Source organism: Nocardia cyriacigeorgica (genome assembly GCF_010858045.1).
GTDB lineage: Bacteria > Actinomycetota > Actinomycetes > Mycobacteriales > Mycobacteriaceae > Nocardia > Nocardia cyriacigeorgica_E.
Map to the genome: position 1 here is coordinate 235987 of NZ_JAAGVC010000001.1, position 23344 is coordinate 259330.

The 23344-nt window shown below is 68.7% G+C and carries 27 protein-coding genes; 12 read left to right on the top strand and 15 right to left on the bottom strand.

Translation table 11 applies throughout. The features are described 5' to 3' along the window. Positions 1 to 24: 24 nt before the first annotated feature. Positions 25 to 1527 (bottom strand): aldehyde dehydrogenase family protein, encoded by a 1503-nt coding sequence (locus GV790_RS01075; RefSeq protein WP_163809483.1) that lies wholly within the window; start codon positions 1525 to 1527, stop codon positions 25 to 27. A gap of 140 nt (positions 1528 to 1667) precedes the next feature. Continuing rightward, positions 1668 to 2237 carry a hypothetical protein gene (locus GV790_RS01080; RefSeq protein ID WP_163809485.1) on the bottom strand — a complete coding sequence of 190 codons (570 nt, stop codon included), beginning with the start codon at positions 2235 to 2237 and terminating at the stop codon, positions 1668 to 1670. A gap of 146 nt (positions 2238 to 2383) precedes the next feature. On the opposite strand from GV790_RS01080, the gene GV790_RS01085 reads away from it, so the two are divergent. Then, positions 2384 to 3178 carry an SOS response-associated peptidase gene (locus tag GV790_RS01085; protein ID WP_163809488.1) on the top strand — a complete coding sequence of 265 codons (795 nt, stop codon included), beginning with the start codon at positions 2384 to 2386 and terminating at the stop codon, positions 3176 to 3178. A gap of 157 nt (positions 3179 to 3335) precedes the next feature. Here GV790_RS01085 and GV790_RS01090 read toward each other — a convergent pair whose 3' ends face one another. Continuing rightward, the gene (locus tag GV790_RS01090; protein WP_163809490.1) at positions 3336 to 3638 is read right to left on the bottom strand and encodes a hypothetical protein; all 303 of its coding nucleotides are present in this window, start codon (positions 3636 to 3638) and stop codon (positions 3336 to 3338) included. A 120-nt stretch (positions 3639 to 3758) separates the two neighbouring features. Then, positions 3759 to 4253, bottom strand: a complete 495-nt coding sequence (ybaK, locus tag GV790_RS01095) for a Cys-tRNA(Pro) deacylase (RefSeq protein WP_163809491.1) — start codon at positions 4251 to 4253, stop codon at positions 3759 to 3761. Between the two features lie 354 nt (positions 4254 to 4607). Here ybaK and GV790_RS01100 point away from each other — a divergent pair, with 354 nt between their 5' ends. Both GV790_RS01100 and rsrA read left to right on the top strand, forming a co-directional pair. Further along, a complete protein-coding gene (locus tag GV790_RS01100) occupies positions 4608 to 5276 on the top strand; it encodes a sigma-70 family RNA polymerase sigma factor (RefSeq protein WP_171048304.1) in 669 nt (222 codons plus the stop codon). After that, entirely contained in the window at positions 5273 to 5572 is a 300-nt protein-coding gene (rsrA, locus tag GV790_RS01105) for a mycothiol system anti-sigma-R factor (RefSeq protein WP_375139355.1), read from the top strand. The genes GV790_RS01100 and rsrA overlap by 4 nt, the downstream gene beginning before the upstream one ends. A gap of 96 nt (positions 5573 to 5668) precedes the next feature. On the opposite strand, the gene GV790_RS31830 is transcribed toward rsrA, so the two are convergent. Continuing rightward, positions 5669 to 5743: a 50S ribosomal protein bL37 gene (locus GV790_RS31830; RefSeq protein WP_022597109.1), complete on the bottom strand. Its 75-nt coding sequence runs from the start codon at positions 5741 to 5743 to the stop codon at positions 5669 to 5671. 249 nt (positions 5744 to 5992) lie between these two features. Between GV790_RS31830 and GV790_RS01110 the strand changes: the two genes are divergently transcribed. Beyond that, positions 5993 to 6208 carry a biotin/lipoyl-binding carrier protein gene (locus tag GV790_RS01110; RefSeq protein ID WP_014352520.1) on the top strand — a complete coding sequence of 72 codons (216 nt, stop codon included), beginning with the start codon at positions 5993 to 5995 and terminating at the stop codon, positions 6206 to 6208. Between the two features lie 31 nt (positions 6209 to 6239). Further along, the gene (locus tag GV790_RS01115; RefSeq protein WP_163809495.1) at positions 6240 to 7754 is read left to right on the top strand and encodes a sensor histidine kinase; all 1515 of its coding nucleotides are present in this window, start codon (positions 6240 to 6242) and stop codon (positions 7752 to 7754) included. A gap of 191 nt (positions 7755 to 7945) precedes the next feature. Here the strand turns inward: GV790_RS01115 and GV790_RS01120 are convergent, their stop codons facing one another. Further along, positions 7946 to 8200: a WhiB family transcriptional regulator gene (locus GV790_RS01120; RefSeq protein ID WP_011211115.1), complete on the bottom strand. Its 255-nt coding sequence runs from the start codon at positions 8198 to 8200 to the stop codon at positions 7946 to 7948. A 250-nt stretch (positions 8201 to 8450) separates the two neighbouring features. Further along, on the bottom strand, positions 8451 to 9395 hold the full coding sequence (locus GV790_RS01125; protein WP_048833595.1) for a diacylglycerol/lipid kinase family protein: 945 nt from the start codon (positions 9393 to 9395) through the stop codon (positions 8451 to 8453). A gap of 76 nt (positions 9396 to 9471) precedes the next feature. On the opposite strand from GV790_RS01125, the gene GV790_RS01130 reads away from it, so the two are divergent. Then, positions 9472 to 9888, top strand: coding sequence for a hypothetical protein (locus tag GV790_RS01130; RefSeq protein WP_048833594.1), 417 nt, complete (start codon positions 9472 to 9474; stop codon positions 9886 to 9888). 27 nt (positions 9889 to 9915) lie between these two features. On the opposite strand, the gene GV790_RS01135 is transcribed toward GV790_RS01130, so the two are convergent. The 5 genes from GV790_RS01135 to GV790_RS01155 all read right to left on the bottom strand — a co-directional run bounded on the left by GV790_RS01135 (position 9916) and on the right by GV790_RS01155 (position 15071). Beyond that, on the bottom strand, positions 9916 to 10596 hold the full coding sequence (locus tag GV790_RS01135; RefSeq protein WP_163809497.1) for an endonuclease V: 681 nt from the start codon (positions 10594 to 10596) through the stop codon (positions 9916 to 9918). Continuing rightward, positions 10596 to 11081 carry a GNAT family N-acetyltransferase gene (locus tag GV790_RS01140; protein WP_163809499.1) on the bottom strand — a complete coding sequence of 162 codons (486 nt, stop codon included), beginning with the start codon at positions 11079 to 11081 and terminating at the stop codon, positions 10596 to 10598. The genes GV790_RS01135 and GV790_RS01140 overlap by 1 nt, the downstream gene beginning before the upstream one ends. After that, positions 11078 to 11686, bottom strand: a complete 609-nt coding sequence (locus tag GV790_RS01145) for an acid phosphatase (RefSeq protein WP_425343137.1) — start codon at positions 11684 to 11686, stop codon at positions 11078 to 11080. Before GV790_RS01145 ends, GV790_RS01140 begins: the two co-directional genes overlap by 4 nt. Positions 11687 to 11870: 184 nt before the next feature. Further along, positions 11871 to 13097: an Rv3212 family protein gene (locus GV790_RS01150; protein WP_163809503.1), complete on the bottom strand. Its 1227-nt coding sequence runs from the start codon at positions 13095 to 13097 to the stop codon at positions 11871 to 11873. A gap of 159 nt (positions 13098 to 13256) precedes the next feature. Then, positions 13257 to 15071 carry a DEAD/DEAH box helicase gene (locus GV790_RS01155; protein ID WP_163809934.1) on the bottom strand — a complete coding sequence of 605 codons (1815 nt, stop codon included), beginning with the start codon at positions 15069 to 15071 and terminating at the stop codon, positions 13257 to 13259. Positions 15072 to 15554: 483 nt separating this feature from the next. On the opposite strand from GV790_RS01155, the gene GV790_RS01160 reads away from it, so the two are divergent. Together GV790_RS01160 and GV790_RS01165 are read left to right on the top strand one after the other, a co-directional pair. After that, positions 15555 to 16601: an alpha/beta fold hydrolase gene (locus tag GV790_RS01160; protein ID WP_163809505.1), complete on the top strand. Its 1047-nt coding sequence runs from the start codon at positions 15555 to 15557 to the stop codon at positions 16599 to 16601. An 81-nt stretch (positions 16602 to 16682) separates the two neighbouring features. Then, positions 16683 to 17384: a ferritin-like fold-containing protein gene (locus GV790_RS01165; RefSeq protein ID WP_163809507.1), complete on the top strand. Its 702-nt coding sequence runs from the start codon at positions 16683 to 16685 to the stop codon at positions 17382 to 17384. 14 nt (positions 17385 to 17398) lie between these two features. Here the strand turns inward: GV790_RS01165 and GV790_RS01170 are convergent, their stop codons facing one another. Beyond that, positions 17399 to 18658: an MFS transporter gene (locus tag GV790_RS01170; RefSeq protein ID WP_163809509.1), complete on the bottom strand. Its 1260-nt coding sequence runs from the start codon at positions 18656 to 18658 to the stop codon at positions 17399 to 17401. Between the two features lie 91 nt (positions 18659 to 18749). On the opposite strand from GV790_RS01170, the gene GV790_RS01175 reads away from it, so the two are divergent. After that, on the top strand, positions 18750 to 19328 hold the full coding sequence (locus GV790_RS01175; RefSeq protein ID WP_163809511.1) for a helix-turn-helix domain-containing protein: 579 nt from the start codon (positions 18750 to 18752) through the stop codon (positions 19326 to 19328). 42 nt (positions 19329 to 19370) lie between these two features. Here the strand turns inward: GV790_RS01175 and GV790_RS01180 are convergent, their stop codons facing one another. Then, positions 19371 to 20198 (bottom strand): helix-turn-helix domain-containing protein, encoded by an 828-nt coding sequence (locus GV790_RS01180; RefSeq protein ID WP_256672933.1) that lies wholly within the window; start codon positions 20196 to 20198, stop codon positions 19371 to 19373. A gap of 102 nt (positions 20199 to 20300) precedes the next feature. On the opposite strand from GV790_RS01180, the gene GV790_RS01185 reads away from it, so the two are divergent. Together GV790_RS01185 and GV790_RS01190 are read left to right on the top strand one after the other, a co-directional pair. Continuing rightward, positions 20301 to 20849 carry a YceI family protein gene (locus GV790_RS01185; RefSeq protein ID WP_163809515.1) on the top strand — a complete coding sequence of 183 codons (549 nt, stop codon included), beginning with the start codon at positions 20301 to 20303 and terminating at the stop codon, positions 20847 to 20849. A gap of 117 nt (positions 20850 to 20966) precedes the next feature. After that, a complete protein-coding gene (locus GV790_RS01190) occupies positions 20967 to 21194 on the top strand; it encodes a DUF3107 domain-containing protein (RefSeq protein ID WP_036539130.1) in 228 nt (75 codons plus the stop codon). Between the two features lie 74 nt (positions 21195 to 21268). Here GV790_RS01190 and GV790_RS01195 read toward each other — a convergent pair whose 3' ends face one another. Next, positions 21269 to 21961, bottom strand: a complete 693-nt coding sequence (locus tag GV790_RS01195) for a TetR/AcrR family transcriptional regulator (RefSeq protein ID WP_163809517.1) — start codon at positions 21959 to 21961, stop codon at positions 21269 to 21271. A 271-nt stretch (positions 21962 to 22232) separates the two neighbouring features. On the opposite strand from GV790_RS01195, the gene GV790_RS01200 reads away from it, so the two are divergent. Then, the gene (locus GV790_RS01200; protein WP_280212701.1) at positions 22233 to 23231 is read left to right on the top strand and encodes a DUF3152 domain-containing protein; all 999 of its coding nucleotides are present in this window, start codon (positions 22233 to 22235) and stop codon (positions 23229 to 23231) included. The last annotated feature ends 113 nt before the right edge of the window (positions 23232 to 23344 follow it).

The window sequence follows — 23344 nt, forward strand, 5'->3', positions numbered from 1 at the left end:
GCGGCGTGGAATCCGCCCGATCCGTTACTTGTGCCTCCCGTGCAACACCGGCACCAGACGACGCAGAAGTTTCATGGTCGACTGGGTGCGGGAGTAGCTGAGCAGGGCCATTCCCGGGATGCTGAACCGCTGCACGGCGATCGAGTGCGGGCTGACGAATTCCCGCAGGCCCTGTTCGCCGTGGATGCGCCCGATACCGGAATCGCCGCTGCCACCGAAGGGCAGCCCGGGGATGGCGGCGAAGCCGAGCACCGAATTCACCGAGGTGGCCCCGGCGCGCAGCCGACGGGCGATCTCGAGGCCCTGCTTACGCGAGTACACCGCCGAACCGAGGCCGTAGGTGGAGTCGTTGGCCAGCGTGACGGCTTCGTCGACGCTGTCGACGGTGCGGATGGTCATGGTCGGGCCGAAGGTCTCCTCCTTGACCGCCGCCGAATCCTCGGGGGCGTCCAGCAGCACGACCGGCTCGATGAACGGCGCCTTGACCGATTCCGGACCGCCGACGACGGCGGTGGCGCCCTTGGCGATGGCGTCGTCGATATGGCGGCGCACGATGTCGACCTGGCTGGGCATGGTCATCGGGCCATAGCTGGCGCCCGCCTCCGCGCCCGGCTTGACCTCGGTGAGGATGCGGCGCACCTCGGCCACGAATTCATCGCGCACCGAGCGGTGCACGTAGACGCGCTCGACGCCCGCGCAGGTCTGGCCGCTGTTGGAGGTGGCGCCCCAGGCCACCGCGTCGGCCGCGGCCTTCACATCCGCGTCGGGGGCCACGATCACCGCGTCCTTGCCGCCGCATTCGAGCAGCACCGGGGTGAGCGAATCGGCGGCGGCGGCCATGATCTTGCGGCCGGTGCCGGGCGAGCCGGTGAACGCGATCTTGTCCACACCGGCCCGTACCAGTGCCGCGCCGGTCGCGCCATAGCCGTTGACCGTGGCGAACACGCCCTTCGGCAGGTCGGGGTTGGCCTTGGTGAACGCCTCGGCGAGGAAATTGCCGATGCCGGTGGAGTATTCACTCGGCTTGAACACCACCGTGTTGCCGGCGGCGAGCGCGTAGGCGATGGAACCGTTGGGGGTGTAGACGGGATAGTTCCACGGACCGATCACACCGACCACGCCCAGCGGACGCTGCTCGAGCCGGGCCGAGAAGTTCGACATCAGCGCGCCGGGGGAGATCTTCTTGGGCGCGAGCACCTTCTTGGCGTGCTTGGCCGCCCAGGCGATGTGCTCGAGGGCGAGCATGAGCTCGAGGAAGGCGTCGTCGAGCGGCTTGCCGTTCTCGGCGTGGATCAGCGCGCAGAACTCGTCGGAATCGGCGACCAGCCGGCTCGACCAGCGCAGCAACGCTTTACGGCGCTCGTCGAAATCGAGTGCGGACCAGGTCTCGGCGGCCTTGCGGGCGGTGGCGACGGCGGCGCGCACGGCGTCCTCGTCGGCGATGGGGTAGGTGGCCAGGGTCGCGCCGGAGGCGGGGTCGACCGAGGTGAGCACCGTGTCCGCGGGGGCGGCGTCGGTCGTTGTCACAGGGGCTCCTCATGCCGGGCGCCCGGACGATCGGCCGGGGCGCTGGGTGGTGGCGTGGCTTGTCGGGCGCATGCCGAGTGGGCCGGAGGAAACCCTCCGACTCGTTGAGAGAATGTTATGGCATTACTCTCAGGGTGTCATCAGTTCTGGGTGATCGATTCGACAGCGGGCGCCGGCGCCGAGGATCCCGAACGCAGATCGGTGACCACTGCGGGGGTGAAATCGAACAGATTCGGATCGAATTCCGCGCTGAGCGGATTCAGATTGCAGATCGTGCCCACCACGTAGACCCCGCGCGGGAGTCCGGGAAACGAACCGGTGATCTGCCCGGTCGCCGAGGCGAGCTGGATCCGCGGGCCCGCGGCGAGCGCGCCCTCGGCGATCAGCCGTTGCAGCAGTGCGAAAACATCGGGTTCGCGTCCGCTGAGGGTGTCGATGGCGGCGGGAGCGAGGATCGGTGCGGCCACCAGTACGTCGACGACGGCGGTGGTGCATTCACCCCGGATCACGGGGAAGACGTCGCGCCGGTTGGGCACATTGTCGATGGTGTAGTCGATGGTGGTGCCCGAGACCGTAGCGGTGAGCGAGACGGGTGGTCGCGGGTCCTGTGCGGCGGCCACGGCGGGCAGGGCGGTGGTGGCGAGACCGGTGAGCGCGAGCACTGCGCAAACTCGGGCGATGGTGGAACGGAAGGAGCGGGATCTGAGCATGGATCTCTCCTCTTCGTGGAATCCGCTCACGCTAACAGTCGCACGCAGGTCACAGACCGATTTCCGGGTGGTGTCCTGGCAGCGGATCCGGTGTGCGAGGGCCGAGTTCGCCGCCGGTGTCGGTGCCCGGTGGCAGTATCGGGAATATGTGCGGACGCTATGCGACGACGACCAACCCCGGCCGGCTCGCGGTCGAGCTGGACGCGATCGACGAGACCGGCGAGGAACCCGGTTCGGCGGGTTCCGATCGCGGCGGCGCGAATTACAACGTCGCCCCGACGACGCAGGTGCTGACGGTGGTCGAGCGCCACGACCACGACCACCCCGACGACGACCCGCGCCTGCGGATCCGCCGCATGCGCTGGGGCCTGATCCCGCATTGGACCAAAGCGGCCGAACCGGGGGTGCCGGTGAAGGGCAAACCGCTGTTCAACGCGCGCGCCGACAAGGCCGCCACCACCCCGTCGTTCCGGGACGCGGTGAAGTATCGCCGGTGCTTGGTGCCGATGGACGGCTGGTACGAGTGGCTGGTGCAGCCGGATCCGTCCGGCGCCAAGAGCAAAGTCGTCAAGCACCCGTATTTCATGTCGGCCGCCGACGGTTCGCGGCTGTACATGGCCGGCTTGTGGTCGGTGTGGCGCGACAAAAGCCTGCCCGAGGCCGAGCCGCTGCTGTCGTGCACCATCCTGACCACCGATGCCGTCGGCGATCTCACTCGCATCCACGACCGGATGCCCTTGCCGATGCCGCGCGAGCACTGGGATGCCTGGCTGGATCCGGATCACCCGGCGCCGGCCGAACTGCTGCGACCGCCGACGCCGGAGCTGGTCGCCGGTATTGCCGCACGGCCGGTGTCACCGCGGGTCAACAGCGTGCGCAATAACGGGCCCGAGCTGTTGGAGCCGGTCGGCGAGGAGTCCGAACAGATCAGCTTGCTGTAAGCGCCGGAGCTCGCGTTCCGCGCGCCGCCCCATAGGAGACCTGGTCCGGGCCGCTGTGGGTGCTGTCCGCCCACCTCGGAGCCACAACGAACGACAACATTGAGAATTGTCGCTCCGAGGTGGGCGAAGATATGTCCTGCGTGACCGGGCGGTCGGGTCAGATCGAGCAGCCCACCGTCGGCGTCACGACGTTCAAACCGCATTTGAGGATGTTCGCGGCCAGGTCGATGACCTCGCTGGCCAGCCCGCCGCCGAACTCCTCGGCGCGTTGGGCGCGCTCGTCCTTCTTGGGTTCGCCGGCAGTGCCGCCGTCTTCCCCACCCTCGAACGGGTAGCTGGGCTGGCCGCCCTGCGGCGCGGCGACCGCGGCCGGGGTAGACAGCACCGCGGGGCCCGCGGCCAGGATCAACGCCCCGGACAGGGCGACGATCGTGGTGCGCAGACGTTGGCGCGGGGACATTCGCATCACATCCTCGGATCGGTCGGAAACTTGGCGCTTCAATTGACGCACACCGAACCGCCCGAGGCGAGGTTTGACGGCGTGGCGCCCCAGCGTTTCCTGCGCGGCGCCACCGAGTTTTCAGCCCGCGACCACCGGCGCGACGACCGCGTCGGTCAATCGGATCAGGTCGGCCGGTGCCAACTCGATCTCGAGTCCGCGCCGTCCGGCGCTGCACAGGATGCGTTCCCAGCGGGTCGCCGAGGCGTCCACGACGGTCGGCAGGGCCTTGCGCTGGCCCAGCGGTGAAATCCCGCCCAGCACATAGCCGGTGCTGCGCTCGGCCTTCGCCCGGTCGGCCATGGCGGCCTTGGGTGCGCCGAGTGCGGCGGCCGCCGCCTTCAGCGACAGGCTCCGCGGCACCGGCAGCACCGCGACGGCGAGCGATCCGGTCGACAGTTCCAGCACCAGCGTCTTGAAGATCTGTCCTGGGTCCAGACCCAGCTCGGTCGCGAGCGCGTCGACCGCCTCGGTGCCGTAGGAGTCGGTGCGCGGGTCATGGGTGTAGGCGTGCACCCGATGCTCGGTCGCGGCCTGCACGAGGGTGCGGATCGCGGGGGTGGAGGCTCGTGCCATACCGGTCACCCTAAGTCGGCTGTCGAGCCGATTTCGCCGCCGAGTCCAACGGCCCGCTGGAAGCCGCTCGCGGCCTCGAACCCGGACCGCTACCGGATTCGACGCCGCCGGGACCGCTCGCACGGACTCGGGAACACCGTGAGTGGTTCCTCTGTTGCATGCGGTAACAGCGATCGCGCGTGATTCCCGGCGGAGTGCGTGACGGCTCGCATTCCGTCGCCGCGCAGGTCCGGCGCAGTCCATGAAGGAGGAGCGTTGCCCGTTCTGGTCGAAGAACGCCCGGTATGGACCGAGGTCCCGCAAGCTCGGTTCCCGGCGGAAACACTGGTGCCGGTAGATTTGGCGGAGACGCCGATCGAAGGGACACCTGTGACGAGCGACGAAGACGTGGCGGAGGATCCGACCGCGCTGGCTCAGCGGTTCGAGCGCGACGCGCTCCCGCTGCTCGACCAGCTCTACGGCGCCGCGCTGCGTATGACCAGGAACCCGGCCGACGCCGAGGACCTGGTGCAGGAGACCTACGTCAAGGCCTACCAGGGCTTCAAGTCCTTCAAGGAGGGCACCAACCTGCGTGCCTGGCTGTACCGGATCCTGACCAACACCTACATCAACTCCTACCGCAAGAAGCAGCGTCAGCCCGCGCAGTACCCGACCGACGAGATCACCGACTGGCAGCTGGCCGCGACCGCCGAGCACACCTCGACCGGGCTGCGTTCGGCCGAGGTGGAGGCGCTGGACGCGCTGCCCGACGACGACATCAAGGCCGCGTTGCAGGAGCTGCCGGAGGAATTCCGGATGGCGGTGTACTACGCCGATGTCGAAGGCTTCCCGTACAAGGAGATCGCCGACATCATGGGCACGCCTATCGGTACGGTGATGTCCCGGCTGCATCGCGGCCGTAAGCAACTGAAGGGTTTGCTCGCCGACGTGGCGCGCGAACGTGGATTCAACCGCGCCGGGGGCACGTCAGACGATACGTCCGCGTCCACCGCGGACACGGTGCGCCAGGAGGTCAAGCAGTGAGCGCCGAGCACGATCCCGACATGGAGCTCGACTGCACGGCGGTACTCGCCGATGTGTGGCTGATGCTCGACGGTGAATGCGACGACTCGACCCGTGCGCGGCTACAGCACCATATGGATCACTGCGCGCCGTGCATCGAGGCCTACGGCATCGAGGAGAAGCTCAAGGGCCTGCTCAGCCGCAAATGCGGCGGCGACCGCGCGCCCGATTCGCTGCGCGAGCGGTTGACCGTGGAGATCCGCCGGTCGGTGACGATGCGCCAGGAGACCACCCGCATCGAGTCCGCGGAGTCCTGAGCGGGTCCGGCACCCGGAAAACGAACGAGCGGCACGTCCTTCCGTCAGGAAGTGACGTGCCGCTCGTTTTTCGGTCGAAGACCGAGCGAACGCGCGTCAGGCGTTCGGACGCTTGCCATGGTTGGCGGCGTTGCCCTTGCGGCTGCGCTTCTTACGGCCACGTTTACCCATCGGTAGCTCCCGGATCACCCCCGCCTGCGCGGGGAACTCGTCGATAATTGGGACAGTCTCCCCGCATGCGCGGGCAAAGACGAATCCTCCCCGCCGGTGCGGGGCCCGTGCCAATCTACCGCACACTCCGGCGGCGCCGACCGGGGGATTCCTCGGCGAAGGCGGTGGCCGGGAGTGTGATTGGCTATATCGTCAGCGGGACCTGCCGCCCACGGCGGTGACCCATACAACAGAGGCGAACGGGGTGTCATGGCTGAGGAAGTACGTGCGGAGATGGTCTCGACCGTGCTGACGGTGGAGGTCGCCGTCGGTGACCGGGTGACCCACGACCAGACTCTGGTGCTGCTCGAGTCGATGAAGATGGAGATTCCGGTGATCACCGAGGTCGGTGGCGAGGTCACCTCGATCGCGGTCACCCCCGGTCAGGTACTGCAGCAGGGCGATCTGATCGCCGTCATCTCCTGAGCGCGGGCGGAATCGAAGCGACTGATCGATCATGGCGACACTGAGCGAGCTGCTGGCCGAACACACCGATCTACCCGGCGTCGCGGTGGATCATCTGCAGCGGGTGGTGGGGGATTGGCAGCTGCTCGCGGATCTGTCCTTCGCTGATCTGCTGCTGTGGGTGGGTGCTGGACCCGTCACCGACGGAGCCGACATCGTGTGCGTGGCGCAGTGCAGGCCCACCACCGCGCCCACCGTGCACTACGAGGATCTCGTCGGCACCCAGGCGCTGCGGACCGAGCATCCGCAGGTGTTCGAGGCCCTGACCACCGGCCGGATCGTGCGCACCGACGGCGAGGCCGACGCCAAGGGCGTCTACCACCCGCATCCGGTGGACGCCATCCGTGAAGCCATCCCGGTGCGCTGCGGCGACGATGTGATCGCGGTCTTGAGCCGCGACACCGACCTGCAGCGTTCCAAGGTGCGCAGCACCCTGGAGATCGCCTATGTGGCGTGTGCCGACGATCTGTGCCAGATGATCGCCGACGGCACCTTCCCGACCACCGAGGATCGTGCGGCCACCCATTCCAGCCCGCGCGCCGGCGACGGGTTCATCCGGCTCGATACCGAGGGCATCGTCACCTACGCCAGCCCCAACGCGCTCTCGGCCTATCACCGGATGGGCCTGCAGGCCGATCTGGCCGGCCAGGATCTGGCCGTCACCACGCGTTCACTGATCACCGATCCGTTCGATGCGCAAGAAGTGGTCGGCGATATCCAGGCCGCGCTGGCCGGGCGGACCGGGCGCCGGATGGAGGTCGAGGCCAGAGGCGCGACAGTGCTGTTGCGCACCCTGGTGCTGCGTCCGCACGGGCAGCTGGCCGGTGCCGCGGTGCTGGTGCGCGACGTCACCGAGGTCAAGCGCCGCGACCGTGCGCTGCTGAGCAAGGACGCCACCATCCGGGAGATCCACCACCGGGTGAAGAACAACCTGCAGACTGTGGCCGCACTGCTGCGGTTGCAGGCCCGCCGCACCGAGAACGAGGAGGCGCAGGTCGCGCTGACCGAATCGGTCCGCCGCGTCACCTCCATCGCCTCGGTGCACGAGATGCTGTCGATGTCGGTCGATGAAGAGGTCGATCTCGACGAGGTGGTGGACCGGCTGCTGCCGATCATGGCCGACGTCGCGACCGTGCACACCGCGCGGATCAAGGTGCGCCGGGCGGGTTCGCTCGGTGTGTTCTCCGCCGAACGGGCGACACCGTTGGTGATGGTGCTGACCGAGCTGGTGCAGAACGCCATCGAGCATGCCTTCGATGCCGGCGAGAACGGTACCGTGACGATTCGTTCGGAGCGTTCGGCGCGCTGGCTCGACGTCATCATCAGCGACGACGGCCGCGGCCTTCCGCCCGGTTTCAGCCTGGAATCCTCCGATCGCCTCGGCCTGCAGATCGTGCGGACGCTGGTGACGGCCGAACTCGGCGGTTCCATCGGCCTGCACCCGGGCGCCGATATCGGCACCGACGCGGTGCTGCGGGTTCCGCTCGGTCGGCGTTCGGGCCGCTGAACCATCGGCCTGCCCAGCCGCGGAAAACGACTGGTCAAGCCCCGTTTTCGAGCGAAGCGAGAGCGAGCCCCCAGAGTTCGCGGCCCGTGTCGGGCGGCGTGAAAAATAACAGAGCCCGGCACCTCAGCGGGTGCCGGGCCGAATGCGATTCGGGTCCGGGCTGGGGCCCGAATCGCTCGTCTGACCGAGGGTCAGACGACCGTGCGGGTGCGGGTGCGCGCGTTGCGGCGTTTGAGCGCCCGACGCTCGTCCTCGCTCATGCCTCCCCACACACCGGCATCCTGTCCGGACTTCAGGGCCCACGACAGGCAGTCGGCGGTTACCGGGCAACGAGCGCAGACCAGCTTGGCATCGGCAATCTGCGCGAGCGCCGGACCACTGTTACCCACCGGGAAGAACAGTTCGGGGTCCTCGTCGCGACAGATGGCCTTGTGGCGCCAGTCCATTCCTCTGCTCCTTTACTGGGCGCCACAAATGGCGCCGATGGTTTGTGGATCGTTCACTTGTGCGACCTGAATGTTTCCGCACGGTTGCTTGTGAATGCTTTCACGAACACCGTAGATGTCAATAGGTATCCGGTGCACCGTGGGGAAGCTCACGCTCTGAAGGTCCCGCATGGGGAGCCTGCCCGGTCCTTTGTACTCGCTCCGCGGAGTTTTCGCAGCACAACGGCGATGTTTTTCACCTCGGCGAGTCTCACGACGGGCGCGGCGCGACGACTTCCAGCACGTCGGGGACCGCGGTGAAATCCACCACGTTGCGTTTGCCGATGAAGTCGCCATCGATTTGCAGGCCGATCTCCTGATCGGTCTCGATTCGCACCGACGCCACGTCGTCTTCGCGAAACAATTTGCGTGACTTCGGGTTTCCGTTCGGTGCCAGAAGTTGGCCGGCGACCCGCAAAGTCGGCAGCAAAGCCATCGATCGCATGGCGAACACGCCGAGCCCGGATTCGAAGGCGGTGCCCGGGTTGGTGCGCACGGGGGTGGCGTTCAGGTAGGTCCACGGACTGGTGTTGGTCACGAAGGCGTAATGCACGCCCTCGACCGGGTCGTGTCCGGGAACGATGACGGTGGCCTCGGGCTTGTGCCGTTTGGCCCGGAAGAACTGGCGCACCGTGGTCGCCAGATAGCGCACCGGAGTGGCGGCTTTTCCGTTCGCGCGGCTGGCGTCGATGGCCTCGCACACGTCGGCGTCCAGGCCGACGCCCGCGCTGAAGCAGAACCAGCGATCGTCGGCGATGCCGAGCCCGATGCGGCGGTCGTCGTTCACCGACAGCAGGTCGATCAGCTGGTTGGTGGCCGCGACCGGATCGGGTTTCAGGCCGAGAGCACGCGCGAAGACGTTGGCCGAGCCGCCGGGGATCACGCCGAGCCGCGGCCGCCACGCCTGGCCGTCGTCCACCTGGGGCAGCGGCAGGAACCCGTTGATCGTCTCGTTGACGGTGCCGTCGCCGCCGTGCACGACGATGAGATCCATCTCATTGGTCGCCGCCCACTGGGCGAGCTCGGCGGCATGGCCCCGATGCTGGGTATGGGCGACGGTCAATTGCGTCCGGCTCTCCAGTGCATGGGCCAGCAGGTCCCTGGTGGCCGCGGTGGTAGAGGTGGCATTCGGATTCACGATCAACAACGTCCGCACCTACGCACCTTAATTCAGTCGGGTTACCGGTTCGGCCGATGCCACGGTCGTCGGGCCCGCGACCTACCCTGGTCGGGTGGCTGAGCGAGATGACGTCGGAACGGTGCCGGGCACGGTGCGTGGCGCCGGTGGGCTGGTGGCCTTGGAGGGCGCCGTCGCGGTGACGGTAGCGATCGTGCTGGTGGTGCGAGGTCTGCTCGGCCACGATCAGAGCCAGGCCAGCGGATACGGCACGGCCGCGTGGTTCGTGATCCTCGGCGGTGCGGTGCTGGCGGCGGGGATCGGCCTGCTGCTCGGCCAGCGCTGGGGCCGTGCCATCGCGGTGATCGCGCAGTTGTTGCTGTTGCCGGTGGTGTGGTCGTTGCTGACCGATTCCCATCAGCCGTTCTACGGCGCCCTGCTCGGCGTGGTGGTGGTCGGGGCGTTGGTGTTGTTGTTCACACCGGCCACCAGTCGCTGGATGGCCCGCGAGTACGGCATCGATCCGGACTGACGCCGCCGAACCGCCCGTCACTTCGGTTCAGCGTGTGGTCGCTTCTTTCAGCGCCTGACGGCACAGGTGATCGGCGCGCCGGGTGGTCTCCGGCAGCCGGTACTTCGGCGTCAGCGCGAGCACCTGGGCACAGGCGGTGTCCAGGTCGATGAGGTGGCCGACCGAGACGAACACCGGCTTCACCCCGGCGCGGGTGCGCAGCGCCCGGCCGACGACCTCGCCGTCGATGGTGATGTCGGCCTGTGCGCCGCGTTCGGGGCCGGGCTCGCCGCATTCACCCCAGGCCGATTTGGCGACGCCGATGGTCGGCAGCCCGGTGACCACGCCGACATGGCAGGCGAAACCGAACCGGCGCGGATGAGCAAGGCCCTGGGCATCGCAGACCAGTAGGTCGGGCGCGTCGGTGAGCCGTTGCAGGGCGGTGACCGTGGTGGGCATTTCGCGGAACGAGAGCAGCCCGGGGATGTAGGGAAATGTGGTGGTTCCGTAGGCCACGGTGGTGTCGACGGTCTCCAGGGTCTGCGCGTCCACGACGACGATGGCCGCGGCGACGGTGCCATCGTGGTGATAGGCGGAGTCGAGCCCGGCAATGGTGCGAAAGCGCGGTGGCCGCGGATTCTCGGCGCGCACCAGCGGACGCAGCTCATCCTGCATCGCCATCGCCTCGGTTTCCGAGGCCGGCCAGCGGTCCGGCAGCGACAGCCACATCAGCGATCTCCGGCCAGGGCCGCCAGCGCCTTACCGGACAACCGGTAGCCCACCCAGTCGTCCTGTACGTCCGCGCCAAGGGACTCGTAGAAGTCGATGGACGGGGTGTTCCAGGTGAGCACCGACCAGCAGACCCGGCTGTATCCGTTGCGCACCGCCTCCTCGGCCAGCGCCGCGATGAGCGCCTTACCGAGCCCGGTGCCGCGCGCCTGCGGCTTGACGAACAGATCCTCCAGGTAGATGCCGTGCACGCCGTCCCAGGTGGAGTAGTTCAGGAACCAGATGGCACAGCCGGCCACTTCCTCGCCAACGGTGGCGACATGGGCGAACAGCGCGGGCGCGGGCCCGAACAGGGCGGTGTGCAGTTGTTCGGCGGTGAGGGTGCACTCGTGCCCGGCCTTCTCGTATTCGGCCAGGTCGTAGACCAGCTCGACCAGGGCGGGCACATCCTCGGGGACCGCGCGGCGGATGGCGGTGCCGGTCATCGGGAGAGCTCCTCGGCCGGGACGAGGTTGTGGCCGCGGACGGTGCGTGCGCCGTGGTCGTAGCCGAGCACGCTGATCGCGCCGGTCGTCATGGCGAACCGGCGGCCCTCCCGGATATCGAACTCGCACCAGCGGGCGATGAGCACGCGGGAGAAATGCCCGTGTCCGACCAGCACCACATCGCGTTCGGCCAGCTGCCCGGTGGCGGTGGCCAGGACCCGGTCGGCGCGGGCGCACACCTGCTCGGCGGATTCCCCGCCGGGCACCGGGTGGGTCCAGACGGTCCAGCCGGGCACCGTTTCCCGGATCTCGGTGGTGGTGCGGCCCTCGTAGTCGCCGTAATCCCATTCGGCCAGGTCGGCGTCGACGACGGCCGATGCGAGGCCAGCCAGCTCCGCGGTGCGCGCCGCGCGCAGACGCGGACTGGTGTACACGGCCGGGGTGCGCAGTTTCAGGTCCGTGAGCAGCTGTCCGGCCGCGCGGGCCTGCTGTTCGCCACGCTCGGTGAGCGGCAGATCGGTGGTGCTGGTGTGCTTGCGTTGCGCGGACCAGGTGGTCTCACCGTGGCGCAGGACTATCAGCCGGGCATGCTCGAGTTCGGACATGTGATCCATCATGAGCCACCGTGCTCGCGCCGGGGAGGTTCGCCTGCGGAGCATGGCGGTATCGCTCGGCCCACGCGGCCGCCGTGCCCGGCCGATGCCGGCCCGTCGGCGGACGGGCCGGGTGCACCGGTGGCTGCTGTGCGCATGATGGTGAGTGTGCCATCGGGCACCGACAGAAACGGGTTCAGCCCAATGCCACCAGCTGATCGCCGCGATGTTCGAGAACGACATCGCCCAGCACGCCCAGTGCGATGGGGGAGCCGTCGTATCCCTTGCGGTCCACCGGGATCCGAGTGACCTCCGTGCCCGTCGCCGGGTCCAGCGCGGCGATGGCGCCCTCGACCGGAACGAGGATATGCCCGGCCATCAATGCCGGGCTGCCGAGTGCGCCCGCGGCCGTCCACATCGGGTCGAAAGTACTGGCGTTCAAGGCGATCAGGCTGTTGCCGGTGAACACCAGGTAGGCCGAGCCGATCCGAGTCGTGCTGGTCGTGTCGGCCAGCGGAGCCGAAAGTTCATGCGCCACCAGGGGATTGCCGGTGGCATCGAAGACCGCCAGCCGGGGCGGCGCGGCCTCGGGTGCGGCGGCGCCCGGCAGGTAGAGCACGATGCGGTTGTCCGACACCGCGATCACTTCCGCATCGGGCGAATCGGTGCCGGGTCCGTGCAGCTCGCGGGAACCGAATTCCTTGGGAACACGGTAGTCCTTGGGCGCGGGATCGAGCACCGTCAGCCGGTTGGCGGCGTCGCCGGGGCAGCGCTCGAGTACCGCGAGACGCGACGGGCTCGAACCCGCGGAGATCAGCGAACACCCTTGGCGCGGTTGGGATTTGGAGATCTCTCTGGCCTCGACCCGACCGTACTCGAGTGTCCGCACCAGATCCGAGCGCCACATCTCCAACCGGCGTGGCCCCTGGGCCAGCACATAGGTGCCGTCCACCGACAAGGCGATCTCGGAGTCCATCTCGCTGCTGCGAGCGGCCGTGCGCGACCCGTCCGAGCCGAGCAGCATGGTGGTCTGGCTGCATCCGCGATCGTCGCGATAGACTGCGATCACGGTGCCGAACTGGGACTGCACACCGCACAGCGGAATATCGCGCCGGTAATGCCAGATTTCTTTTCCGGTGCGCGGATCGCGCCCGGTGACGGTGCCGCCGTCCGCGGTGACCACAACGCCACCGGAGGTGAGCGCCTCGGTGCCTGCCCCGTCGGGCGCGTGCCAGAGTTCGCGCAGCTCGCTGGGCAGCGCCGACGCGGCGGGTGGGGTGTCGACCGGGGTGTCCGCGACGACCGACTCGGTGCCGCGCGCATCCGACTGGATCCACACCACCAGAGCCGCGATCGCCAGTACGAGGGCGATCGCGACCGCGATGAGGATGTCGGCGCGGGTCCGCCGCTCGGGTGCGAGCACGTGTGCGAGATTAGCGGATCGGTTCGAGCGCCGATGACATCGCCGTGCCGGGCGGTGGCAGGTCCCGATGTGGTTCGCGCGCGGGCGCGCGGCCCGGTCCGGCAACGAAAAATGCTGGTGGGCGCGGTTCGCGCCCACCAGCATCGCGGGGGTGTTCGATCAGGCGGAGACGCCTGCGGTGCTGTTCGCCTCGACCGGCGTGGCCGAATCCGCTGCCGAGGATTCACCGGCGGGCTTGCGGCGACGACGCCTGCGCCGGGCGGGCTGCTCGCCGCCGGTCTCGGCATCGGCGCTCTCGGCCGCTGGTTCCTCGGCAGTGGTCGCCTCGGCGGCGCCACTCGCCGCTGCCGTGTCGTCGGCCTCGGCGACGCCGTTCGCCTCGGCGGTCCCGCTCGCCTCCGCGGTGGCACTGTCCTCGGCTGACGACTTGCGGCGACGACGCCTGCGCCGGGCCGGACGATCGCTCTCGTCGCCGGATACGTCCTCGGCAGCGGCCGAACCGGCCTCCGTCTCGCCCTGCGCGTCGGCATCGCCGGTGCTCACGGTGGCCTCACCGTCGATCGGCTTGCCGCCACGGGTGCGCCTGCGGTTGCGCTTGCGCGGGGTGCGCTCGGGGCGCTCGACGACCTCGGCGTCCTCCTCGCGTTCCCGCTTCGGCTTGCGGATGGTGCCGGTGACACCTTCCGGGATGCCGAGATCCGAGAACAGATGCGGTGAGCGCGAATACGTTTCGACCGGCTCGGGGATGCCGAGGCCGAGGGCCTTGTCGATGCTCGCCCAGCGGTTGAGCTCGTCCCAGTCGATCAGCGTCACCGCGACGCCGGTGCGCCCGGCGCGACCGGTACGGCCGATGCGGTGCACGTAGGTCTTCTCGTCCTCGGGGCACTGATAGTTGATGACGTGGGTGACGTCGTCGATATCGATGCCGCGTGCGGCCACGTCGGTGGCGACCAGCACGTCGATGGTGCCCTTGCGGAACTTCGCCAGCGCCTTCTCGCGCGCGATCTGGCCGAGGTCACCGTGCACCGCGCCGACCGCGAAACCACGTTCGGCCAGATCGTCGGCCACCTTCTGCGCGGTGCGCTTGGTGCGGGTGAAGATCATGGTGGCGCCGCGGCTTTCGGCCTGCAGCACGCGGGCGACCAATTCGCTCTTGTCGAGCGCGTGCGCCCGGTAGACGAACTGGGCGGTGCGATCGTGCACCGCGGAATCGTGCGGCTCCTCGGCCCGGATATGGGTCGGGCGGGTGAGGAATGTGCGGGCCAGGGTGATGATCGGGCCGGGCATGGTGGCCGAGAACAGCATCGTCTGCCGTTTATCCGGGACCATCCCCAGAATGCGTTCGATATCGGGCAGGAAGCCCAGATCGAGCATTTCGTCGGCCTCGTCGAGGACGAGCACGCCGACCTTTCCGAGGATCAGATGCTGCTGATTGGCCAGGTCGAGCAGCCGGCCGGGGGTGCCGACGACGACGTCGACGCCGTGGCGCAACGCCTCGATCTGCGCCTCATAGGGGCGGCCACCGTAAATGGAGACCACCTTCAGCGGCCCCTGGTGATTGGTCAGGTATTTGCTCGCGTTCTCCAGGTCCTTGGTGACCTGGAGGCAGAGTTCGCGGGTGGGGACGATGACCAGCGCCCGCGGCGTTCCGTCCAGCGGGGTGGTGCCCGATTCGGCGGTGGCGATGCGATGCAGCAGCGGCACACCGAATCCGAAGGTCTTGCCCATGCCGGTGCGGGCCTGACCGATGAGGTCTTCTCCGGCCAATGCCAGCGGCAGGGTGAGTTCCTGGATGGCGAAAGTGCGTTCGATACCGATCTCACCGAGCGCGCGCACGATTTCCGGGCGCACCCCCAATTCGGTGAATGTCGGGGCGGTATGTGTTGCGTCCAGTTCGGCCGTCAGCAGGGTGTCCGCCAGTCCCGGTTCCTGTTCGACTGTGATCTTGCTCAGGGTTCGTGCCTTCCTCGTTATCGCGTCACGCGCGCACGAGGCGTGGGGCGGACCGGCCGGTCCGCGACGACCACGTATCCGCCTGTGATGCTCACCGGTCGCGGCCGGATGTCAGCGGTACCCGCCGGAGTGGGGGCTGCCTGGGAGACATCGGCGCGGCGCATCGGTGACGCGGATCTGGTGCGCGCACATTTTCCGTGGACATCGTCTTGCGCGCCGGGCCGACAGCTGTGTCGGGGGATGATCGGGTAACTCGATCGGGCGCGAAATTTTCGTTGTCCGTGGTGATTGTAGCGTGATATTGTGCTCGGCCCGGAAATCCGGCGTGAAAATGGCCGGGACATAAGTTCGTTTTCGGTGCCTACACCGGCGATCAGTGGTGCGCGACACGGTAATTCATCGGGCGTGGCGAATGGGTGATATCGGCGACAGTCGGGCCCGCGGAGGCCCTGCTCGTCACACCGTGGGTGTTACCGGCGGTACCGGATGTGAGACATTCGTGTGGTGAGCATCGCAGACACCGTCACCCTCGCCGCGCGCAACGCCTGGGCTCTGACCTTCGGCTCCGGTGTGGCCGATCCGGAACCGACACCGTCGACCGTGCTGTGGGATCAGCCGCATCGCACGCTACTGCGTTTCGACGGCGCCTGCGCCGACGCCGGCTCCGCGGTGCTGCTCGTGCCCCCGCTGGCCGCCCCCGCCACCTGCTTCGATCTGCAGCCGGACCAGAGCGTCGCCCGGTTCCTGCTGGAGACCGGTCGCGCACCGTACCTGGTCGACTACGGCGAGATCACCTTCGCCGACCGCCGGATGGGCTTCGAGGACTGGATTGATGACATCCTGCCCGAGGCTGTGCTGCGCGCGTCGGCCGATCGGGGTGGCGCGCCCGTCGATCTGATCGGCTGGTCGCTCGGCGGCACCCTGTCACTGCTGACGGCCGCGGCGAACACACAGCTGCCGATCCGGTCGATCACCGCGGTCGGCGCGCCGCTGGACTACGACAAGATGACCGGCATCCCGCAACTGCGCGCGGTCGCCAAGCTGACCGGTGGCCAGGCGGTATCCACCGTGGTGCGTGCGGCCGGCGGGGTGCCCGCAGGACTCACCCGGCTCGCCTACCGGGCCACCGCCTGGGAACGCGAACTCAAGCGGCCGTGGTTCGTCGCCAGCAATATCGCCCGCACCGAGACCCTGGCCCGGATGGAGACCATCGACCGATTCATGGCCGAGATGCCCGGCTATCCCGGCCGGTTCTACGGGCAGCTGTGGGGCAGGCTCATCCTGAACAACGACATCGGCCGCGGCGTGGTGCGGCTGGGGCAGCGGCATATCGCACTTGCCGACGTCACCGCGCCGGTTCTGCTGGTCGGCGGCCCGACCGACGTCATCACTCCGGCCGCCGCCGTGGAAGCCGGACTGCGCACGCTCAGCGGCGCTGCCTCGGTGCGCTACGAAACCGCGCCCGGCAGCCATCTCGGGATCCTGACCGGCCCCACCGCACGCGACACGACCTGGACCTACCTGGATAAATTCCTCGCCACCGGGGTCTGACCGGGCCGCGGTGTGCTACCCGGCTCGGGCGCACGGGTCGAGCCGCGACGCGCCGCCCGCCGGGTATTACGCTGGTGTCCCATGGGAGCACAGTCACCTGCCGCGCTGGGCGTTTCGCCAACCGGCCCGGTTTCGCCGTCCATTCCCGCCGACCATCCCGGGGTGACCGATCTGTTCGCGGTGCTCGCCTACGGTGAGATCTCCGCGTTCTACCGGCTCGCCGAGGAGGCCAAGCTCTCGCCCACCGTCCGCGGCAAGGTCGCGGTGGCGAAGATGGCCGCCGCCGAAATGGAGCATTTCACGCGGCTGGAGACGGCTCTGTCGGAGCGCGGCGCCGACATCTTCGAGGTGATGGCGCCCTTCGTGCGGGCCCTCGACGCCTATCACGCCTCCACCGACCCGTCCACGTGGCTCGAGTCGATGGTGAAGTTCTACGTCGGTGACGGCATCGCCGCCGACTTCTACCGCGAGATCGCCGGTGTGCTCAGCCCCGACGTCGCCGACGTGGTGCGCGATGTGCTGGCCGAGACCGGGCATTCGGAGTTCGTGGTGGACGAGGTGCGCCGCGCGGTGGCCGCCAGCCGCTCCGAGCGCGACCGGCTGACGCTGTGGGGTCGCCGCCTGCTCGGCGAGGCGATCACCCAGGCCCAGTACGTGATGGCCCAGCGCGACGAGCTCACCGAACTGGTGCTCGCCGCCACCGGCGACCTCAACGGCATCGCCACCCTGTTCGAGCGCATGCAGGCCAGCCACGCCGAACGGATGGCGGTGCTCGGGCTCTAGGCGATCGCCCCGGGTCATCGCGTCGGCATACCGGCGCGATCGGTGAGCACGAGCGGCAGTGCTGCCAGCGCCAGCAGCGCCCCGATCCAGCACACCGAGGTCAGGGTGGCGCCGCGGGACAACGGCACGGCCGCCAGTACCGGCGTGATGCTGATACCGAGCTGGAAGGCCGACACGGTGGTGGCCCCGGCCAGCGTCGGGGCGTCGCCCGCGAGGGCGAACACCCGCCCGTACAGCGCGGGATTGAGTACGAACGCTGCCACACCGAGCAGAAACACCGTCGGCACGACCAGCCAGACCCGGTCGATGGCGGCGACCATCACCGCCGACAGCACCGCGATGGCCGTGGCGCCCGTCGCCAGCGCCAGATGCGGCCGCCGGTCGGAGATGCGGCCGCCGATGGACAAGCCCGCGAAAGCGCCGACGCCGAACAGTGCCAGGATCGCCGGGATCCATACCTCGGCCACCGCGGTGATCTCGGCGAGCATCGCCGCGAGATAGTTGAACGTCACCATGTACGCGGCCGTCGTCGCGATCGTGATCGCGTAGATCCCCCACAGGCGCGGTGACCGCATGGTGCGCAGTTCCCTGGCCACGCTCGGCCGGGCGGCCGGAGCTCCGGAGTCCGCGCCGGGCAGGCCGAGCCTGCATCCGATCATGGCGGCGACGGTCAGCAGGACGACCGCCCAGAAACCGCCACGCCAGTCGGTGAAGTGGCTGAGCAGCGTCCCCGCGGGACCGCCGGCGACCATGGCGATGCTCAGCCCGCTGACGACCACGCCGGACGCCCTGGCCGTTCGATCCGAGGCCACCAAGCTGATGGCTGTCACCGACGCGATCGCGAAGAACCCCGCATAGGCGACGCCGGAAACGGCCCGGGAAATCAGCAGCACCTGGTAATTACCGACCAGGCCGGCGACGATGCCCGCCGCGAAGATCCCCTGCGTGACCAGCAGGGCCGTGCGGCGCGGCCAGCGCAGGCCGAGGACCGCGAGCGGTGGTCCGCCGAGCACCACACCGAGCGCGAACGCGGTGATGAGCATCCCCGCCGAGGACAGCGTCGTGTCCAGATCGTCGGCGACCGCGGGTAGCACCCCGGCCAGCAGGAATTCGGCCGTGCCCATCGCGAACAAGCTGAATCCCAGCAGGTAGACGCCGAGGGGCAGGCGGTCGGACCGTGCGCGGCCGGCAGCACCGCGCGGTCGGGGCGAGGACAATCGGTCCCCGCCGGTTGCGGGTGTGGACCCGCCCAGTGCTGTTGTTGTTGTGTCCATCCGGATCACCTCCGCCGACAGCATCGCGGCCGATTTGCGGTATCAGCAAAGATTCTTGCTGAAATTGGGACGGATTCGCTTCGATGGGCCCATGGATGGGCAGCCGAGCGTCGATGCCGTCATCGAGCAGATCGCACCGCGATTGCGCCGGGCGCGGGAGAAGAAGGGCGTCAGCCTCGCCGAACTCGCACGCGCCACCGGGATCTCGACCAGCACGCTGTCGCGGCTGGAATCGGCACAGCGCAAACCGAGTCTGGAACTGCTGCTGCCGATCACCGCTGCTCTCGACGTACCGCTCGACGAGATCGTGGCCTCGCCCAGGATCGCCGACCCGCGAGCACCGCGGCCGACGCAGGCCACGGACGGCCGGGTGTTGATTCCGCTCTCACGGCACCGTGGCGAACCACGCGCCTACACCATGACCATTCCGGCCACCGACGATGAGCCGTTCTTGCGCACCCACACCGGATACGAGTGGTTGTACGTTCTGCGCGGACGGCTACGGGTGCGGCTGGGTGCCCGCGATTTCGTGATGAGTGCCGGCGAGGCGGCCGGTTTCGACTGCCGGATTCCGCACTGGTTCGGCGCGACCGGCCGCGGGAGTGTCGAGGTGCTGAGCCTGTTCGGCCCACAGGGTGAGCGCATACACGTGCGCACCTCGCGGCTCTGAGACCGGCCGGCGCCTACGAGCCGTCAGGTGGATTCGCCGACCCTATTCGTTGGCCGCGCGGTCGCGGACCAGGTGCAGGCCGGTGGCTTGGACCCGGTCGGCGAGCCAGACGACCAGGCTCTGATCGCCGGTCGTTTCCAAGGTTTCGAACGGCACGTCCAGCTCACCGAGCACCGGATGGTCGAAGCGCAGCAGCGGCACGGTCGGCTCGTTGAGGCGTTGCGGGGTCCAGCGTTCGGCGAAATCCGGGTGGCCGCGCAACCGATCGATCGTCTCGCGCAGTGCGTCGTCGGCGGGCCAGCGCACCATCGCGCGATTGAGGGCCGCCGCGAAGGCGTCCGCGGCCTGCGACCAATTGCGCAGCACCCGCCGGGCCGCGGGATGGGTGAAGGTGAACCGGGCGAGGTTGGGCGAGGAATCGTCGAGCAGCCCGAGCGGTGCGGCGAAATCCGCCCACGCAGCGTTCCAGTCGAGCACATTCAGTTGCCTGCCGACCACGAAGGCCGGGGTCGGCGCGAGCGCGCGCAGCACCTGCTGGATGGTCTCGGGCACCTGCTCCGGCTCGGCCTCCCCGCCGGGGCAGCGTGAGCCGTCGGCGGCGGTCAGCGCGAGGATGTTGAACTGGTAGCGCGCCTCACCACGTAGTAACAACGCGTCGGCGAGGGCCTCCACCACGGCCGGAGACGGATTGTTGTCACGGCCCTGCTCCAGCCGCGCCAGATAGTCGGCACTGACGCCGGCCCGCACCGCGACCTCTTCACGGCGCAGTCCCGGGGTGCGGCGGCGGCGCCCCTCGGGCAATCCGAGATCGCCCGGGCGTAACTCCGCGCGCCGGGCGACCAGGAATTCGGCGAACCTGCTTCGTGCCATGCCGTCCATCGTGCCTCGTCGGGGCCGGCTTATCCGCGCCCTGCCAGGTCCAGGATAACGGCGGTCTGGTTAGCGGACCGCGGTCCGGTCATGGTGGAACCCATGACTACACCGGAAACCACCACCGCCACCCAGCAGCTGCGCCCCGGATCCTGGACCCTGGATCCCGCGCACTCGACCGTCGCGTTCACCATCCGCCACCTCGGCATCTCCAAGGTGCGCGGCAGCTTCACCAAGTTCGACACCGAGTTCGTCGTCGACGAATCCGGGGCCGCGACCATCGGCGCCACCATCTACCTCGACTCGTTCGACACCGGCAACCCCGACCGCGACGCCCACGTACGCACCGCCGACTTCCTCGACGTGGCCAACCGGCCGACGCTGACCTTCCGCGCCACCGAGCCGGTCCGGATCTCGGAGACGTTCACCGTCCAGGGCGAGGCGACGCTCGGCCAGATCACCAAGCCGGTCACCCTCGAGGTCGAATGGGGCGGGGTGCAGGAGTTCGGCGCGACCGGCGACAACCACGCCGGATTCTCCGCGACCGGCACCATCAAGCGCACCGACTTCGGCGTCGGCGGCCCGCTGCCCGGCATGCTCAGCGATGCGGTCAAGGTCGAACTCGACATCCAGCTCGTCGAGCCGAAGTAGCAGCCGGGGCGCGGTGCGGGTGTTTCGCTGACAGCGCAGGCGGTCAGATGCCTGCACCCCGCAGGGCTGCATTAGCCTTGGTGCGACAGCACACGACTCTATGTTCGGAGGTTGGCCGTGGAGGTCAAGATCGGTATTTCGGATAGCCCGCGCGAGCTCGTCATCACCAGCTCGCAGACCCCCGACGAGGTCGAGGCGCTGGTGTCCGGTGCCCTCAGCGGTGATAGCGGTGTCGTCTCGCTGACCGACGAGAAGGGTCGCAAGTTCCTGATCCAGGCCGCCAAGGTCGCCTACGTCGAGATCGGCACCGCCACCGGCGGCCGAGTCGGCTTCGCCGCCGTCTGAGCAACAGCCGAACGAAGAGCCCCCGGCGTCCGGTCGAACCGGATGCCGGGGGCTCTGTCGTTGATCGGCCGTGCCTACTGATCGTGGCGGGCGCGCAGTACTTCCTCGATGGGGTGCAGTGGCACGTGGGACAGCCCGCCCCATGCCAGTGCGACCGTGGTGTCGACGGCCTCGTCCTTCGGGATCGGGCGGTCGGCTTCCAGCCAGTAGCGTGCGGTGAACTGGCTCGCGCCCACCAGGCCGACCGCAAGGATGCGGGCGCGGTACGGGTCGAGGCCGGAGTCGTGGGCCACCAGATCGAAGACGGCGTCCACACAGGCTTCGGTGGCCTGCTCCACCCGACGCTGCACCTGCGGCTCGTTGGTCAGGTCCGATTCGAAGACCAGCCGGAAGCCCTGCATCTCGTTGTCGACGAAGTCGAAGTAGGCCTGCACCGCCGCGCGCACGCGCTGCCGGTTGTCGGTGGTGGAGCGCAGCGCCTGGCGCACGCTCGACACCAGCATGTCGACGTAGTTCTGCAGCACCGCGACGTAGAGTTCGAGCTTGCTGGTGAAGTGCTGGTAGAGCACCGGCTTGCTGACGCCGGCGCATTGCGAGATCTCGTCCATACCCGCGGCGTGATAGCCACGCAGCACGAACACCTCACTGGCAGCGGCGAGCAGCTGCTGGCGTCGTTCGTCGCGCGGCAGCCTGGTGCCGCGCTTGGCCGGGGTCATGGCCTCGGACGACGTTCTGCGGGACGTCATCCGGTCCACGAGGTCAGTCATTTCGGATCTCCCAGTCGATTCCCCGGCAAAAGGGGTGTGCACCGGGTTATCCACAGCACGATACCCGCTCGCGTCACACTTTCCGATGGGGGTGGTGAATGCATAGCCATCGGTGAGAAATCTCGCAGTGATCTGCCGCCCCGCCGATGCATGGTGCCGCGGTCTTTCGCACTGTGAGAGGCTGTTTCCCGTGACCGACCGACCGGAAAAGCCGACCGGCGGCGGGCGCGATGCGCACCGCCCCCATGGTTCCGAGGACTCCGGTTCCGCAGTGACGAGCCCCGTGGCATGGCCGGACTCCAGCACCTCCGACCGCTCGCGGCAACCATTGCGCGCACGCTGGGACCCCACCGCACCGGACGAGAAGGCTCGTTCGCGTGCCCCGCGACCGTCGCGTGATGTGAAGAAGCAGAGCGCCATCGGCCGATTCGTGTCCACCTACGGCTGGCGGGCGTATGCGCTGCCGGTGTTGTTCGCGGTGACGCTCATCGTGATCGTCGATGCCATCCGCACCGGGCCGGATCCCGCGCCCGCGGCGGGGGAACCCGGATTCGGGCGGCTGAGCCCGCCGGCGGCGAGCGCGGGTGTCATCGGCGCCCCGCCCGGTGACGGCAAGTTCCCCGACGATCTGCCCACCGGTGCGCTGCCCGAGGGCGGCCAGTTCGTGGAGAACGGCGCGGGGACCTGGCGGGTGGTGCCGGGGACCAGCGCGCAGGTGGGCATCGGGGAGCAGTACGTGTTCAGCTACACCGTCGAGATCGAGGACGGTCTCGACACCACCGGTTACGGCGGTGACGCGTCGGTGGCCAAGATGGTCGACTCCACGCTGGCCAATCCGAAGAGCTGGACTCATGACCGCAAGTTCGCCTTCCGCCGGGTGGATCAGGGCGAACCGGATTTCCGGGTCTCGCTCACCTCGCGCCAAACGGCGCGCACCGCATGCGGTTTCGAGATCGAGATCGACTCCTCCTGCTACAACTCCGACCTGGGCCGGGTGGTGTTGTCGGAGGCCCGCTGGGTGCGCGGCGCGCTGGCGTTCGAGGGCGATATCGGTTCCTACCGGCAGTACCTGGTGAACCACGAGGTCGGCCACGCCATCGGTTACCACCAGCATCAGCCCTGCGAGACCGACGGCGGCCTGGCGCCGGTGATGATGCAGCAGACCTTCGGCGTGGAGAACAACGTCATCGCCACCCTCGACCCCGACGGGGTGGTGCCGATGGACGGTAAACGCTGCCGGTTCAATCCCTGGCCGTACCCGCGCGGCTGAACCGGCCTACGCCGGGGTCGGCACGGCCCGGCCCGGTTGTCGCCCGGCACCGTCCATGCGCGACCATGGGCGGGGAAGAACGGCCGGGTCCTCGGTGTTGCACCGATAGCGCA